Source organism: Paenibacillus sp. R-74696, assembly GCF_055814915.1.
Window position 1 is genome coordinate 426,054 of record NZ_JBPULM010000046.1, and the last position, 14,525, is coordinate 440,578.

Sequence of the window (14,525 nt, forward strand, 5' to 3'; positions counted from 1 at the left end):
TTTTGCGCAATTAAATTTTTACAGGTACGCTTATTTCATCAATCGCCTGCACTTTTTTTTCTTTTAGCTTCGCTGCTAGCCTGTATGCAAATAGTAGATATAAGAATGTTGACAGAATAAAGGTCAGTTGATTTCCAGCTGTAATTGAAATCATAAACATAATAATGACAAATAAGAGGTTAGCAAAAACCCCTCTTAAATAAACGAGCTCACCCCATAGATTCATTCTTTTAAAACAGGAAATAAACAATAAGACCGTGGTGGTGGTTGCTCCTATAATACTGGCGTAAATCAGCCCATAAACCTGATAATAGAAAACGCCAGCTATAGCGAGTGGCAAATAAATACCCAACTGAATATAAGAAGTAATGGTTACTACCCGTGGCTTACCTATCGCACGCAAGGCAACAACAAAAACATTCATAATACCAGCAATACTTGCGTTAAGCAGCATTAGACCGAGCAACGGACTTAACTCAATCCATTCATTACCCAATAATAAAACAATAATTGTTTCTGCGTTGAATAACACATAGCCCGAAGTAACAATTGAAAACGAGAAGATAATAAGCAGCATTTGCATAAACTGCACCTTCAGCTGGCTATGATCCTCCCGATTAAGCTTGGAAAGCACCGGAAAAAAATATTGCCCGAGCGCATAAGACGCATCGCTGATGCTCATTTGGCTGAGCTTCTGGGACGTCTGATATAGTCCGAGCACCGTCGTTCCCAGAAAGCGGGAGGCAATGACCTTATCCAATTGATAAAGCACAAGTGTCGAAATGCTGTTCGCCCAAATCCATTTGCCATATTTGCGAATATCGGCAATGCTGCCCATATCGCGGCTCAGCTTCGGCTTATCCTTGAACCAGACGAAGGAAGCCGTGCAGCGGAACAACTGAGCGATAAGCTGACCGGCAATGACGCCGATTGGCGAATTAAGCACAACGACGAGCATGACGGATAAGCTTAAATCGAGCATAACCGTAATCAGCTGCAAAATGCCCGTCGAGCGAAAATCCTTATGACGCATTCGCTCATACCATTTAATGCTGACCGCATTGGTTGCGAGTGGAACGCCCGCTGCCAGCAGCAGCAAGGACGTCGCCCGTCCCTCGCCGAACAGCTGCGCAATATAAGGCGCGGTTACGAGCAGTACAAGGCTGATGCCTACGCCTCTCGCCAGCATCATCGTCCAAAGCGCGTTTTTCTGCTCATTGTTCAAGTCTTCTTTTCTCTGAATGATGCCCTCCATGACGCCAAGCTGCGTGAGCAGCTCAATAATGGACAGGCTCACGAGCGCAATGCTGACCAGCCCCATCTCGGCTGGTCCGAGCATGCGAGCGATAATGAGAAACTTGACGCCCGTCAGCACCTTCGTCACGAACTGCTGGACAATGACCCAGAACGGGTGGTCCTTCGCTTGCAAGATTTGGTTTATTTTGCCCATAAGCCTACCCATTCCTACTCATCATAATGTCTTCCTTCATTTGATCGTGATAATGCGTGAAGCCGGAAATTTGGCTGGAAATGATTTTGCCCAGCACCTTAATTTTCGTCTCCAATGGCAGAAAACGGTACATATAAGCCGAAATGCGGTTATTCTCTTCCGTGAACAAAATATCCTGAGCGAAATTTCCCCATTTGTCCGCGGGCATTAAATTAACAACCATGCCGCCAAGCGCCGAGGGCAGCAGCATATTGGAGCCATGCACCCCGACAATGACCGCGCTGGAGGCGTAAATCTCGCAAGCCATCAGCTCCGCTTCCAGATTGAATTTGCTTACACGGCAATCATCAATCCAATCGGGGAAAGCGAAGGAGCGTCCGAGGCCGACTACACTGAACTTGACGTCCTTCTCCTGCTTTCTAATCTTGCTAAAAAGCTTGACGATCTTGTTGCGCTGCGACCAAATAATCGGCTTAAGCAGCATTCGCAGCAGCTTATAGCGCTTCGCCGCTTTAATGACATAAGGATTATCGAGCCATACCCGATCCTCACGCCAAATAAAAGTAATCCGCGTCGGCCCAGGCTGGGGCTCCTCCATCTGGAATGGGCGCATTTTCGTAAAATGCTCAATATTGAACCGGCTCGGATGCGAATAGGCCCTGCTGACGAAAACCTGCTCAAAACGCTCGCATTGCGCTGAGATTTGCTCATCCAGCTGCGGATAGAACCGCTGCGCCTTGGAGAGCGGCACATTGACTGTCCACACCTCCGCCGCATAATCTGGTACCATCCATTTCATAAACGACTGCACGAGGACGACTATGCCAATATCCGGGTTTTCGGTACGTTCACGTTCAGCATTCAGCAGCTTGAGCAGGGAATGACCGTAAAGAAAGTCGATGCAGTTAATGATAATTACATCGCGGCAAGCCTCGCGTATCTCTACCTCAAGCCTGATCTGTTCATCAGCAGTTGGATGCTGTAGGCTATGAAGCAACGGATTCCCGAGCCAGCCTCTGGATTCCTCATGACCACTAAGCGTGTATGACGAAAGGTCAATCAAATACGGATAAGTCGTTGCATGCCCGACCTTCAAATCCTCCACGTATTCGCCGCCGCAGGCCGGGCAGCACGCTTCCACGCATACATGAATGCCCTGCCACAGCACTCGTTCATTGGCAAGAACAACGCCGCAGTGCCGGCAAATGCCTTCATGCTCGATTACCGGTTTAATTTTAATCATCGCTCACTCCAGCTTTCTTCAAAAATAAAGAGCGGCAGAATTGCTCTGCCGCCCTGTTCTGCTTTTTATTAAACGCCTGCCCCTGCTGCGCCAATCAAGCTGTTGTTGTAGGCTGTTTCAGCACGAACCCGTTTCAAATCCGCATCGACCATCATATGAATCAACTGCTGGAAACCAACCTCCAGCTCCCAGCCAAGCTTCTCTTTCGCTTTCGTGCAATCACCCAGCAGCAAATCCACTTCTGCAGGACGCACAAATTCAGGATCAATAACGACATATTTGCTGTAATCAAGCCCAACATAGGAGAACGCAACCTCCAGCAGCTCACGAACCGTGTGCATTTCACCCGTCGAAATGACGAAATCATCCGCTTCATCCTGCTGGAGCATCAGCCACATCGCTTTAATATAATCGCCTGCGAAGCCCCAATCGCGCAGTGCATCCAAATTGCCCATGCGCAGCTCATTTTGCACACCGAGCTTAATGCGGGCAACGGCGTCCGTTACTTTGCGCGTTACGAACTCAAGCCCGCGCCGAGGTGATTCATGGTTGAACAATATGCCTGAGCAAGCGAACATATTAAAGCTTTCGCGGTAGTTGACCGTAATCCAGTGACCGTATACTTTGGCTACGCCGTACGGACTGCGCGGGTAAAAAGGAGTCGTTTCCTTTTGCGGCGTCTCTTGCACCTTGCCATACATTTCGCTGCTGGATGCTTGATAGAAACGTGCCTCCGGCTTAACGATGCGAACGGCTTCCAGCATATTCGTGACGGCAAGCGCCGTCAGCTGCGCGGTAGCCAGAGGCTGTGGCCAGGAAGCCGCCACGAACGATTGCGCCGCCAAATTATATACCTCATCCGGATCGGAAATGCGTACCGCTTCGATTAAAGAAGCAAGATCCGTCAAATCGCCGGAAATCCATTCGATCTGATTTTTAATGTGAGCGACATTTTCATAGTTTGGCGTGCTCGTTCTTCTTCTCATGCCATATACCTTATAGCCTTTTTCCAGCAAAAACTCTGCCAAATACGATCCGTCCTGCCCCGTTACACCCGTTACTAGCGCTCTCTTCATTTTCATTCCTCCAAAGGGATTATTGTATGAATGCCGTTTTAAAAGCATGCTGAAAAAGAAGCTGCGCTGCATGAAAGAATGGGCTTACGATCGCCATTACCCTTGAATTTCTTCGAATGATCCCTAAAGGGGGAATTTCAAGGGTAAAAACGAACGCTGACGCTTCTCCAGCTCCATCCTTTCATTCCGCTACGCTTTTTTTCATGACACTTCTATCTGCATTAGTGGTTTACTAGAGCTTCCTTCTGATACGCGTCATATACGGAGCGTAGTCCTTCTTCAAGCGTAATGCTGGATTTCCAGCCGAGCCTGTTCAGCTTCGATACATCGACGAGCTTGCGCGGCGTTCCATCAGCAACGGTGGTGTTGAATGTAATTTCCCCTTCATACCCCACGATAGAACCGATTAGCTCTGCGAGCTCTTTAATTGAAATATCTTCGCCTACGCCAATATTGACGATGTCATTGCCATCATAATGGCGCATTAAGTAGATGCAGGCATCCGCCAAATCATCGGAGTGCAGGAACTCGCGCTTTGGATTGCCGGAGCCCCATACTTCCACTGATGGCTGGCCGGATAGCTTAGCTTCATGAAATTTACGAATAAGGGCGGGCAGCACATGCGAAGTTTTTAGATCGAAGTTGTCATTAGGCCCATAGAGGTTAGTTGGCATAGCGGAAATGAAGGTTGTTCCGTATTGCCGGTTATACGATTGGCACATTTGAATGCCGGCGATTTTGGCAATTGCATAAGGCGCATTTGTCGGCTCCAGCTCGCCCGTCAGCAAATATTCCTCTTTCAGCGGCTGCGGAGCAAATTTAGGATAAATGCAGGTTGAGCCCAGAAATAATAGTTTACCAACACGCGTCTGATAAGCGGCATCTATGACATTCGTTTGAATGAGCAAATTATCGCGAATAAAGTCGGCTGGGTAATCGTTGTTTGCCACGATGCCGCCCACTTTAGCCGCAGCGAGAAACACATAATCGAAAGCTTCTTGCTCAAAAAAAGCGAGCACCTCATCCTTTTTGCGCAAATCCAGCTCCGCGCTCGTGCGATATACAAGATTTTGATAGCCTTGCTCTTGAAGGGCTCTGACGATAGCCGAGCCAACAAGCCCCCGGTGTCCCGCCACATAAATTTTAGCTCCTATTTCCATCCCTTTTTTCCTCTCCCTTTTAGCGGGCTGTGCTTTTAAAATCTCATATTACTGAAAAGAAGGTTGAAAAAGACGAAGCGGAATGAAAAGCTTGGACTGGAGAAGCGTCAGCGTTCGCTTTTGGCCCACAATTTCCACCGCAGATGCGGTTAAGATGAAGAAATTGGGGGTCAATGGCGATCGGAAGCCAAGCTTTTCATGCAGCGAAGCTTCTTTTTCATCATTCTTTTAAGTAAAGGTTTCGAAGCACCGCCCCTAATACGCATCCTTTGAACCGAACATCACCTTAACGGTCAATAAAATAATTTTTATATCAAAAATAATGCTTCTTTGCTTAATATATTGGAGGTCGAGCTCCACCATTTCATGAAAATTCAGCTCATTGCGGCCGCTCACCTGCCATAGGCCCGTGCAGCCAGGCGTTACGCGCAGACGCAGCTTGTCATAGCTGCTGTAGGTTTCCACTTCCCGCGGCAGTGGTGGACGGGGACCGACGAGCGACATATCGCCGCACAGCACGTTCCAAAACTGCGGCAGCTCATCAATGCTCGTTTTTCGTATAAAACGGCCGATCTTCGTAATGCGCGGGTCTTCCTTCATTTTGAACATGGCGCCCTCTACTTCATTTTTGCTAAGCAAATCCTCCAGCATATCTTCGGCATTGGAAACCATGGAGCGGAATTTGTACATTTTAAACGTCCGCTCATTACGTCCAACCCTCGTCTGGTAAAAGAAGATTTTGCCGCGCGGGTCCTCCAGCTTGATGAGAATAGCCACGAGAATAAGAATCGGCGATAAAATCATAATGCCTGTAGCTGCCCCGATAATATCCACTGCCCGCTTTGCCATTAAATAGAGGCGTAGCGACCTTCTTTTTTCAAAGCTTGCATTAAAACCGCCTTCCAATACGGCCCTGGCATCATTGCGCTGCGGGGATGGGGGCATTCGCAATCACCTCAATTAAATAGTAGAATAACGATTTCAATACTCCAAGCAAAAACGACTTCGTCGTCCTTCTGGGACGTGCGAAGAGCTTTGTCGAGAAATATAGAGAAAGTATGACGAAATCATATACTTTCCTATATTTGAAAAAACAGTGGGGTGGGGTGGGGTGCGCTGCGCTAGTTCGCTTTAATCAACTGCTCTCTGACCAAAATGTCCTCAAGGACCGATAGCAGCTGGCCGCGAAGCTCTTGATTTTGCAAGGCGAAATCGAGCGTCGTTTTAATAAAGCCGAGCTTTTCGCCGACATCGTACCGAATGCCTTCGAAATCATAAGCAAATACGCCCTGATGCTCATTCAGCTTCTGAATCGCGTCGGTGAGCTGAATTTCGCCGCTGACGCCCTCTTCCTGCTTTTCCAGAAAGCCAAATATTTCAGGGGTTAATATGTATCGCCCCATAATCGCCAGGTTCGACGGCGCCTGGCCTCTCGCCGGCTTTTCCACGAAATGGTTCACCTCATAGAGGCGGTCAAATTTTTCTAATATATCTACGATGCCGTAACGATCCGTCTGATCATCCGCCACCGTCTGGACGCCAATCACTGATTTTTGCGTTTTTTCATATTGTTCAATCAGCTGCTTCACGCAAGGCACTTCCGCTTGGACGATATCATCTCCGAGCAGTACCGCAAACGGCTCATTGCCGATAAAATTGCGTGCACACCATACGGCGTGGCCAAGCCCCTTCGCTTCCTTCTGCCGGATATAATGAATATCTACATTGGAGGAGCGTCTGACTTCGTCCAGCAGATCAAATTTCCCTTTGCTGAACAGATTGTTCTCCAGCTCGAAGGCATGGTCAAAATGGTCTTCAATCGCCCGCTTGCCCTTGCCCGTTACAATAATAATGTCTTCAATTCCTGATGCCACCGCTTCTTCAACGATATACTGGATCGTCGGCTTATCCACGATAGGCAGCATTTCCTTCGGCATTGCTTTCGTCGCTGGCAGGAAACGTGTTCCAAGCCCTGCAGCAGGTATAATTGCTTTTTTGACCTTCTTCATCATCCATCACCCTATCCCTATTTATTCTTTATCTATGGCTGCCATTCTTAGAAGTTAAAAATGCTAGTTATTGCCTCTTGCCTAAAGCAAAAGACAATAACTATTATTTTTAACAGGGCATTTAACCCTTCCTCACATCACACCCTCGACAATCATGTCTAAGGTCGCTTAACCCACAGCGTGACCGAGTGCCTACCCTGATAAAGGTGTTATAGGCATGACCTGAGCCGTTTGGCTCCGTAATTCGTTTCTTTTTTCTGAAAATCAAGCTATGGCAGACCGCTTAGGATTTAGCTGTTTCATAATATTGCAGCTGAATATCCTCGCTGTCCTTCGGATTGATTTTATTCATGACGACTCCGACGATTTGCGCCTGGACACGGTCCAGATTCGCCTTCATCTTTTTGACCATTTCCTTCTTCACCTTGCCTGCCAGCACAACCAGCACAACGCCATCGCAAAACGCGCTTACGATTAGGGCATCCGTTACAGCAAGCACCGGCGGGGTATCAAACAAAATAACGTCATAATGCTCTTTCCACTCCTGCACGAGCGACTTCATCTTATTAGAGCCCAGCATTTCGGAGGGATTCGGAGGAATCGGGCCGGAGGTAATGACCGATAAATGCTCGACCATCGTATCCATGACCGCTTCCTGCCACGAAAATTGATTGGATATGGCGCTGCTGAGACCGATGCGATTCGGCTTGTCAAACACTTGATGCAAGGACGGCTTGCGCATATCGGCATCAACCAGCAGCACCTTGCGTTCCTCTTGGGCAATCGTGACCGCCAGATTGGTGATCGTCGTCGTCTTGCCTTCATCCGGCTGTGAGGAGGCGATCATTAAAATTTGCTTGGGCGTATCGATTTCGGCATATTGGATGTTGGTGCGAAGCGTTCGGTAAACTTCCGAAATGGGAGAATTGGGATTCGTTAACGCTACTAAATTCGTCTCACTGGTTAATCGTCGCATGCTGCCCTTCACCTACCCCTTGGTTATTCACTACACGCTTGCGGGAAGGACGGACATCTTCCTTCGTCATCTTCGGTACAGAGGCAATGACCGGAATACCCAGCACCGCTTCAACCTCGGACTCCATCTTAAACGTGTCATCCAAATACTCAATCAGAAACACAAGTCCAATCGCAAGCATAAGCGCTGCAATAAAGCTAACCAGAATGACGAAAATGGGATTGTTGTTTATGGGATACGCAGCGGCCGTTTCATTCGCCTTATCCAGGACTGTAACGTTGTCGACCTTCATAATGAGGGGAATTTGTTCCTTGAAGACTGTGGATACCGCATTGACCATTTGCGCAGCCCGTACATACGATTGATCTCGAATCAGCAAATCCATAACCTGCGAATTTTCGGCGGAGGAGACGGATATGCGCCCAGCCAGCTGCGTCGGTGTAATGTTCAACTCGGGATAACGCTCGGTCACCAGACTAAGTATCGTCTCTGATTTTATAATGACCTTGTAAGAATTTATCATCATAATATTCGTTTGCAGCGTTCCTACGCTTGGGGAAAACTGGCCGTCAGGCAGGGCGGTTTGATTGACGAGCAGCCGGGCATGAGCTTGATAGATAGGGGTCGTAAAAAAGAAGCTTTTTACCGCTGCTGCCACACAGGCGATAAGAACAATGACCGCAACCAGCCCTATTTTTTTTCGGACGATTTTCATATATTGTTTCAACTCCACTGTTATCCCTCCACAGGCTATCCGTATTTCTATGTCTATTTCGAAAAAGCTGAAACTTGTCTCTTAGAGTCGAGCCTTCTCAGCAGCTGACATAATGACGTCACTCATCCACCCTTTCATTCTGTTATTCTTTTTTCTTCTGACAAATACGGATGCTTTTAGCGCCATTTTTCATAAGCGTCTGCCGCCTGTCGATTGATACATTATGTATTTTTACAACCCTAACTTTACGATACAATACGTATCATGTCAATAGCTTTTTCACATATTTTCATAAAAATGCGTCAGAATGTAACTGAAAGCGCAATCCAAACAAAGAGAGCGTTTTCACTGAAAAACTCTGTATTCTCTAAGGAAAATGGGACTTTATTTATAATTCAAACTAACTTATATGTGAAAAATGCGTGTTTATTCTTAGAGGAAAGGCGAGGAACAGCCTAAAATATGGTGAGGTAGATTTATAGACAAAATTCGATACATTTTGTATACAAAACGAGATAGAAGGTCCTGAGGCTAATGGCTTCGGCCAAAGTAGGTAGATGGGATGCTCCGTTTTGAAGCAGTGCCCGCCATAACTATACTGGCCTCTGACCCAATCGCCACGTCTCCTATTTATTAATGAAGGCTTATAAATATCCATATCAAAAAACAGGGCATGGGAACGAATAACGTCCCATACCCTGCTTGCTGCCCTAACTATTGCAAATGCTGCGGCACTCCGCTTAAAAAAAGTCCATCAAAAACGTCTTATGCTGCGGTATCCGGCGTTCGAGCAGTGCAGCAGCTTCCGCATCGCCCGTTATCCGTCCCGCTTCTGCAAGCCAGGAGGCTTTACGGCCACCAAGCAGCAGCGCTGACAGGGTTTGGATATCCAAGGCAAGCTGAGGAGCAGCAGGCGCTTGCTTTTTATCCGACTGTTCTTCTTCTGTTCTCATCAAATGTGCCGCCCCAGCTGTATCGAATTCTAACCGGAATTGGCCGTTGTTCCACTCGGCGTGCGCATCTGTAATCACAAGCTCCAATGTCTCTTCCTGATCACCAGCAGCAAAAGGATACTGGATCACGAAAGCTTGCGCATCTACAATCCGCGTCATAAAATAAGACTGCAGCTCCTGCTTGATTCTCGGGTCTGGCAGCAGGAATGGCAGTGGATCATCATTTGCCACCGTCACAGTAACTTCATCCAGCATGGAGTCATGGTTGCTAATGAAGGTCCAAATTGCAGTGCGAGCCTCCTCTGTTGGCACAGCGAGCTCGTGAATCGTCATTTTACGGTTTTCAATTTGATAGCTCACATATCCTGCCACCTCATCGTCCGCATTATAATATACAGCTGTGTGACCGGGCTTGCTGAGTACCCGCTGAGCCCACCACTCGGATGTTCTAACAAGCGTTCCCGTATACCGCGATACAAACTTGGCATACACCTCATCCAGCAGCGCACTATCCACCTCTGCCAGCCGCTGCATTCGGCCGCTTGTCGCTTTACGCAGAGGAAGCTGGCCTGCTGCAATCGTATACGCCTTGCGCTCCACCGTCATCTCCCAGCCGAATTTCCGATAGAAGGCAAACGCAAACGGATGCAGCATGCTTACCGTCTGCCCTGCGTCCTTCATTAACTCAAGCGACCGTTTCAATAACTCGCTTACACAGCCAAGTCTTCTCGCCTCCGGCCATGTCGCAACCCCCGCGAGCCCGCCCATAGCGAACGGCTTGCCCTGCACCCAAATTTCCAGTGGCAGCAGAGTTAACGCCGAGAGAAGCTGCCCCTGCTCATCGAATGCGCCAAGCTCCTGCTCCGGGCGGAATTTTTGCTCATTCTGCTCCCGTTGGCTTGGTGTAAGTTTAAATTGAAAGGCATATTCGGACAGCTTCAATCTTTCCTCAAAATGTTTGGCTTCCAGCGCTCTGATCTCCATCTCCAATAGCCTCCTTGTTTTCCCCTTTTTCTCTAGTCGCTCAGCTTGCAAGCGTACCTTAGTCCATCTGCTTCTATCATACATTAGGGAGCGGCCTAGCGGCAAAAGAAAAGCCGCCAGGCCATGAGCCATGACCGGCGGCTTGAAGCAATAAAAGAACAGCGAGCAGCTTATTTCGCTTGCGAGCTTCACCCTCCTGATTGCTGATCTCTATTGCTGAAAAAATAATTTAATTTCGCGAGCGGCGCTTTCATCTGAGTCTGAACCATGTACGATGTTGCTTTCAACGGATAACGCATAATCGCCGCGAATCGATCCGGGCTGGGCTTCCTTTGGATTGGTTTTGCCAATGATGTTTCTTGCATTTTGCACCGCATCGGGCCCTTCCAAAATCATTGCAAACACCTTGCCGGAAGTAATGAAATCTACCAATTCGCCGAAAAATGGTTTTTCCACATGCTCCACATAATGCTGCTTAGCAAGCGCTACATCTACATTCATCAGCTTGGCTTGTACAAGCTCAAACCCTTTTTCCTCAAACCTTGCTACGATATTGCCAATTAGGCCGCGTTTAACCCCATCCGGTTTCACCATTACAAAAGTACGACTCATACGCTAACTTCCTCTCTTCTATTCTAAACTGTTATTATCCATTTCATTTCCTGTCAAATCTAATGCTAGATTACGGACGGCAAGGATCAATTATAGAATAATCAGACTTTTCAAAGATTTCGTCGAAATCCTCAATTCCTTTTTCCAAAATAATCGCCGCTTCTTTTTCGGTAATCGGAACTGCCCATAAGAGTGGAAAAACCTCATTGCCCACCTTCAGCTCCTCCAAGCTATCGCTTTCGCCGCGCAGCTCATCGATCAACAAAGCTTTCGCATTCCAGTTGTCTGGTGCTAAAGCACTTGAGCCCATGACGAGAGGAACAGACGAGCTGGAGGCTTTTTCGATATGGTGAGCAATTAAATCGGCAAAATAAGTAAAGATTCGCTCTTGCTTCTCTCCTCCCAAATCAGAAGGAAGCGCCAGCATCCATTCAGAGGCTACGGGTTGCCCAGACTTGTAAAGCGTATTGGACAAGCCAATCGTCACAAATCTTGAAACGCCTTTACGATCGGGAAAAAGGTACATTTCAATATAGACGCCGCTTTCCGGCTTGGACAGCACTACCCGATATTCCGGCATGCCCCACTGTGCCATATACGCGCCAAGCAAAATGCTTCTGCGAACATCGAAGGTAAACCTCTCATTTTCATTAAAAAATTCGATTTTCATAAAAGCATCCTATCGCAACAGCGGTTTGTTTGGCAAGTAATGGAGCGATTTCACGTAACGAATCGTACGGGTTTTGGCCCGCATAACGATCGAATGTGTCTCAGCCCGCTGATCGGGCAAATAACGAACACCACCCATAAACTCACCTGGCGTAACGCCAGTAGCTGCGAAAATCACATCATCCGTGCCGACCATATCGTTGATATACAAAATTTTGCGAGGGTCGGACAGCCCCATAGAAATGCAGCGCTCGTACTGCTCTTCATTTTCCGGCATGAGGCGTCCTTGAATTTCTCCGCCTAGACATTTAAGGGCAGCAGCTGCCAGCACACCTTCAGGCGCGCCGCCAGAGCCTACATACAGATCAATGCCCGCTTCAGGGAAGGAAGGTGCCATCGCGCCCGCTACGTCTCCGTCTGACAGAAACTTGATTCGGACACCTGCTTTGCGCAGCTCTAGAATGGTATCTGCATGACGCTCTCGATCGAGAATCATGACGGTGAGATCAGATACTGGCTTATCAAGGGCGAGGGCCGCTTTTTCAAGCGTTGTCACAATCGGGTCGCGCAGCGACAGCTTCCCGGCAAGTGCAGGGCCCACTGCAAGCTTCTCCATATACATGTCAGGGGCATGCAGCAATTGGCCTTTCGGCGCTACAGCAAGGACAGCCATCGCATTATTTAGCCCCTTGGCAACGATCTCAGTACCCTCAAGCGGGTCTACTGCCACGTCAACCTCAGGACCATTCATGCTGCCGACCTGCTCTCCGATATACAGCATCGGCGCCTCATCCATCTCGCCTTCGCCAATTACAACGGTTCCACGAATGGAAACGGTGTCGAACATGCTGCGCATCGCTTCCGTTGCCGCACCGTCTGCGCTATGCTTGTCGCCGCGTCCCATCCATGGAGAAGCCGCAAGTGCGGCAAGCTCCGTTACTCGTATAAGCTCCAAAGATAATTCGCGTTCCAGCATCTGTTATCTCCCTCTCCTTCGTATTGCCAACTTTTCGCCTTCTATACCTTTTCGTCCAGCAATTCTAGCTGTTCATCATTTCTATAATAATGCCAGCCGTTTCCTCAATCGCCCGGCTCGTCACATCAATGACAGGGCAGCCCAGCTCCTCCATGACGCGCGAAGCATGATTAAGCTCCTCCATGATGCGTTCCATGGAAGCGTATTGAGCCGAACCCGGCAAGCCCAGCGTCTTCAAACGCTCGGACCTTATGTGCAGCAGTTGCTCCGGCTGCATCGTCAAGCCAACAATAAGCCGGCCTGGCAATGGGTACAGCTCAGCTGGCGGCTTTACCTCTGGCATCAGCGGCAAATTCGCCGCTTTAATGCCTTTGTGGGACAAGAACACGCTAAGCGGCGTCTTCGACGTCCGCGATGCGCCGATCAGCACCACTTGGGCCTGCATAAAACCTCTCGCATCTTTTCCATCATCATATTTAACCGCGAACTCAATCGCTTCCATTCGGCGATAATATTCATCATCCATCGAATGCAGCAAGCCGGGCTTGCGTTTCGGAAAGCTGCCAAAGGTATCCACGTAGGCTTGCATCATCGGACCCATCACATCGACTGCGCGAACACCCCAGCGTAAAGCTTCTTGCTTCATAAGCTCGCGCAATTCCGGCTGGACGAGCGTATAGCTGATGAAGCCGCCAGTGCGTGCTGCTTCGGCAACAAGCTGAATAACCTCGTCCTCCGTCTTCATGTGACCATAACGCTTAATTTTGACATGCTCCGAAGAAAACTGCCGCAGCGTTGCTTTCGCCACTGCCTCAGCTGTTTCGCCTACGGCATCGGAGCACACGTATATGATTTCTTCTGTCATAAACCCTGTTCCCCCAGTTCCTCTGCTGCTGCGATGTCCGACATCAGACGAATTATATTGGATTTGGACACCCAACCGGTAACCTCGGGACCTTGACCGGACTCGTCCACCGACGTAATAACCGGCAAACAGTCCACTTGATGTAAAATCATTTTGCGAATCGCATCCGCCACCGAATCCTCGCTGGAAAGCGTCACGATATTCGGAAAGCGCGTCATGACCATGCTTACTGGAATGGATGCAGCTCCCGCATTGCCTAGCGTAATTTTCAGCAAGTCCTTGGGCGTAACGATGCCGACAAATTTTTTATCTTCATTAACAATAAGCAGCGTATCCGCATTTTCGGTAAACAAAGTGATAACAGCATCATGAACGGAAAGGGTATCCGGTATGTTCACTGGCACGCCTTGTATTTCGGCAACCTTCATATGATCAAAGCGCTGCCTCGTTTCCGAGTTGTCGATGCCGAGGTAAGCATTGCCTAGGAAATAACCGACTTTTGGCTTGGCATCAAGAAGCCCCAGCATCACGAGCAGCGAAAAATCCGAGCGCAGAGTAGGACGGCTCACGCCAATATAATCTGCAAGTTGCTCTCCGGTAACAGGCGCATGCTTCTTTACCAGCTCAATAAGCTCTAACTGCCTGGATGATAGCTGTATGACCGTTCTCTCCCCCTCTCGACCATATCTATCTATAAGATAGTCATCATATTAAATGGTCATTATCCGCAATTAATATAACACATATAAATATAATACACAATATATAAGACGACATAATGCTATTAGTGTTTCTGATAGCGGATTAAAGAGAACTATATAATGCTCATAATGACCT

Annotated in this window: 14 protein-coding genes; all 14 read right to left on the reverse strand. The window is 48.2% G+C overall.

Going from position 1 to position 14,525, the window contains the following annotated elements; translation table 11 throughout:
• Positions 1 to 10: 10 nt before the first annotated feature.
• Positions 11 to 1,450, reverse strand: coding sequence for an oligosaccharide flippase family protein (locus tag ACSR9A_RS26370; RefSeq protein ID WP_473760899.1), 1,440 nt, complete (start codon positions 1,448 to 1,450; stop codon positions 11 to 13).
• A 4-nt stretch (positions 1,451 to 1,454) separates the two neighbouring features.
• Positions 1,455 to 2,693: a hypothetical protein gene (locus ACSR9A_RS26375; protein WP_473760902.1), complete on the reverse strand. Its 1,239-nt coding sequence runs from the start codon at positions 2,691 to 2,693 to the stop codon at positions 1,455 to 1,457.
• Between the two features lie 68 nt (positions 2,694 to 2,761).
• Positions 2,762 to 3,769 carry a GDP-mannose 4,6-dehydratase gene (gmd, locus tag ACSR9A_RS26380; protein WP_341279087.1) on the reverse strand — a complete coding sequence of 336 codons (1,008 nt, stop codon included), beginning with the start codon at positions 3,767 to 3,769 and terminating at the stop codon, positions 2,762 to 2,764.
• A gap of 221 nt (positions 3,770 to 3,990) precedes the next feature.
• Complete coding sequence (locus ACSR9A_RS26385; protein ID WP_473760906.1) at positions 3,991 to 4,929, reverse strand: GDP-L-fucose synthase family protein; 939 nt, start codon at positions 4,927 to 4,929, stop codon at positions 3,991 to 3,993.
• A gap of 255 nt (positions 4,930 to 5,184) precedes the next feature.
• Complete coding sequence (locus ACSR9A_RS26390; protein WP_473760908.1) at positions 5,185 to 5,874, reverse strand: sugar transferase; 690 nt, start codon at positions 5,872 to 5,874, stop codon at positions 5,185 to 5,187.
• Positions 5,875 to 6,050: 176 nt separating this feature from the next.
• Entirely contained in the window at positions 6,051 to 6,938 is an 888-nt protein-coding gene (gene galU / locus ACSR9A_RS26395; protein ID WP_056041290.1) for a UTP--glucose-1-phosphate uridylyltransferase GalU, read from the reverse strand.
• A 283-nt stretch (positions 6,939 to 7,221) separates the two neighbouring features.
• Positions 7,222 to 7,914, reverse strand: a complete 693-nt coding sequence (locus tag ACSR9A_RS26400) for a CpsD/CapB family tyrosine-protein kinase (protein ID WP_338552660.1) — start codon at positions 7,912 to 7,914, stop codon at positions 7,222 to 7,224.
• Entirely contained in the window at positions 7,895 to 8,647 is a 753-nt protein-coding gene (locus ACSR9A_RS26405; RefSeq protein WP_473760911.1) for a YveK family protein, read from the reverse strand. The genes ACSR9A_RS26400 and ACSR9A_RS26405 overlap by 20 nt, the downstream gene beginning before the upstream one ends.
• Before the next feature lie 722 nt (positions 8,648 to 9,369).
• Positions 9,370 to 10,566, reverse strand: a complete 1,197-nt coding sequence (locus ACSR9A_RS26410; protein ID WP_473760914.1) for a GNAT family N-acetyltransferase — start codon at positions 10,564 to 10,566, stop codon at positions 9,370 to 9,372.
• Between the two features lie 210 nt (positions 10,567 to 10,776).
• Positions 10,777 to 11,178, reverse strand: a complete 402-nt coding sequence (ndk, locus tag ACSR9A_RS26415) for a nucleoside-diphosphate kinase (protein ID WP_341279094.1) — start codon at positions 11,176 to 11,178, stop codon at positions 10,777 to 10,779.
• A 70-nt stretch (positions 11,179 to 11,248) separates the two neighbouring features.
• Complete coding sequence (locus ACSR9A_RS26420; RefSeq protein ID WP_473760917.1) at positions 11,249 to 11,848, reverse strand: suppressor of fused domain protein; 600 nt, start codon at positions 11,846 to 11,848, stop codon at positions 11,249 to 11,251.
• Between the two features lie 9 nt (positions 11,849 to 11,857).
• A complete protein-coding gene (gene glpX, locus ACSR9A_RS26425) occupies positions 11,858 to 12,820 on the reverse strand; it encodes a class II fructose-bisphosphatase (protein ID WP_056041492.1) in 963 nt (320 codons plus the stop codon).
• A 67-nt stretch (positions 12,821 to 12,887) separates the two neighbouring features.
• Positions 12,888 to 13,688 carry a pyruvate, water dikinase regulatory protein gene (locus tag ACSR9A_RS26430; RefSeq protein ID WP_341279096.1) on the reverse strand — a complete coding sequence of 267 codons (801 nt, stop codon included), beginning with the start codon at positions 13,686 to 13,688 and terminating at the stop codon, positions 12,888 to 12,890.
• The gene (locus tag ACSR9A_RS26435) at positions 13,685 to 14,383 is read right to left on the reverse strand and encodes a helix-turn-helix transcriptional regulator (protein WP_473761263.1); all 699 of its coding nucleotides are present in this window, start codon (positions 14,381 to 14,383) and stop codon (positions 13,685 to 13,687) included. The genes ACSR9A_RS26430 and ACSR9A_RS26435 overlap by 4 nt, the downstream gene beginning before the upstream one ends.
• Positions 14,384 to 14,525 lie beyond the last annotated feature (142 nt).

What these genes read in the sequence shown, in the direction of transcription:
- galU (WP_056041290.1), bottom strand. Translation starts at nt 6,938, where the DNA reads ATGAAGAAGGTCAAAAAAGCAATTATACCTGCTGCAGGGCTTGGAACA.
- gmd (WP_341279087.1), bottom strand. Translation starts at nt 3,769, where the DNA reads ATGAAGAGAGCGCTAGTAACGGGTGTAACGGGGCAGGACGGATCGTAT.
- ACSR9A_RS26400 (WP_338552660.1), bottom strand. Translation starts at nt 7,914, where the DNA reads ATGCGACGATTAACCAGTGAGACGAATTTAGTAGCGTTAACGAATCCC.
- ACSR9A_RS26390 (WP_473760908.1), bottom strand. Translation starts at nt 5,874, where the DNA reads ATGCCCCCATCCCCGCAGCGCAATGATGCCAGGGCCGTATTGGAAGGC.
- ACSR9A_RS26430 (WP_341279096.1), bottom strand. Translation starts at nt 13,688, where the DNA reads ATGACAGAAGAAATCATATACGTGTGCTCCGATGCCGTAGGCGAAACA.
- ACSR9A_RS26375 (WP_473760902.1), bottom strand. Translation starts at nt 2,693, where the DNA reads ATGATTAAAATTAAACCGGTAATCGAGCATGAAGGCATTTGCCGGCAC.
- ACSR9A_RS26410 (WP_473760914.1), bottom strand. Translation starts at nt 10,566, where the DNA reads ATGGAGATCAGAGCGCTGGAAGCCAAACATTTTGAGGAAAGATTGAAG.
- ACSR9A_RS26370 (WP_473760899.1), bottom strand. Translation starts at nt 1,450, where the DNA reads ATGGGCAAAATAAACCAAATCTTGCAAGCGAAGGACCACCCGTTCTGG.
- ACSR9A_RS26385 (WP_473760906.1), bottom strand. Translation starts at nt 4,929, where the DNA reads ATGGAAATAGGAGCTAAAATTTATGTGGCGGGACACCGGGGGCTTGTT.
- ndk (WP_341279094.1), bottom strand. Translation starts at nt 11,178, where the DNA reads ATGAGTCGTACTTTTGTAATGGTGAAACCGGATGGGGTTAAACGCGGC.
- ACSR9A_RS26420 (WP_473760917.1), bottom strand. Translation starts at nt 11,848, where the DNA reads ATGAAAATCGAATTTTTTAATGAAAATGAGAGGTTTACCTTCGATGTT.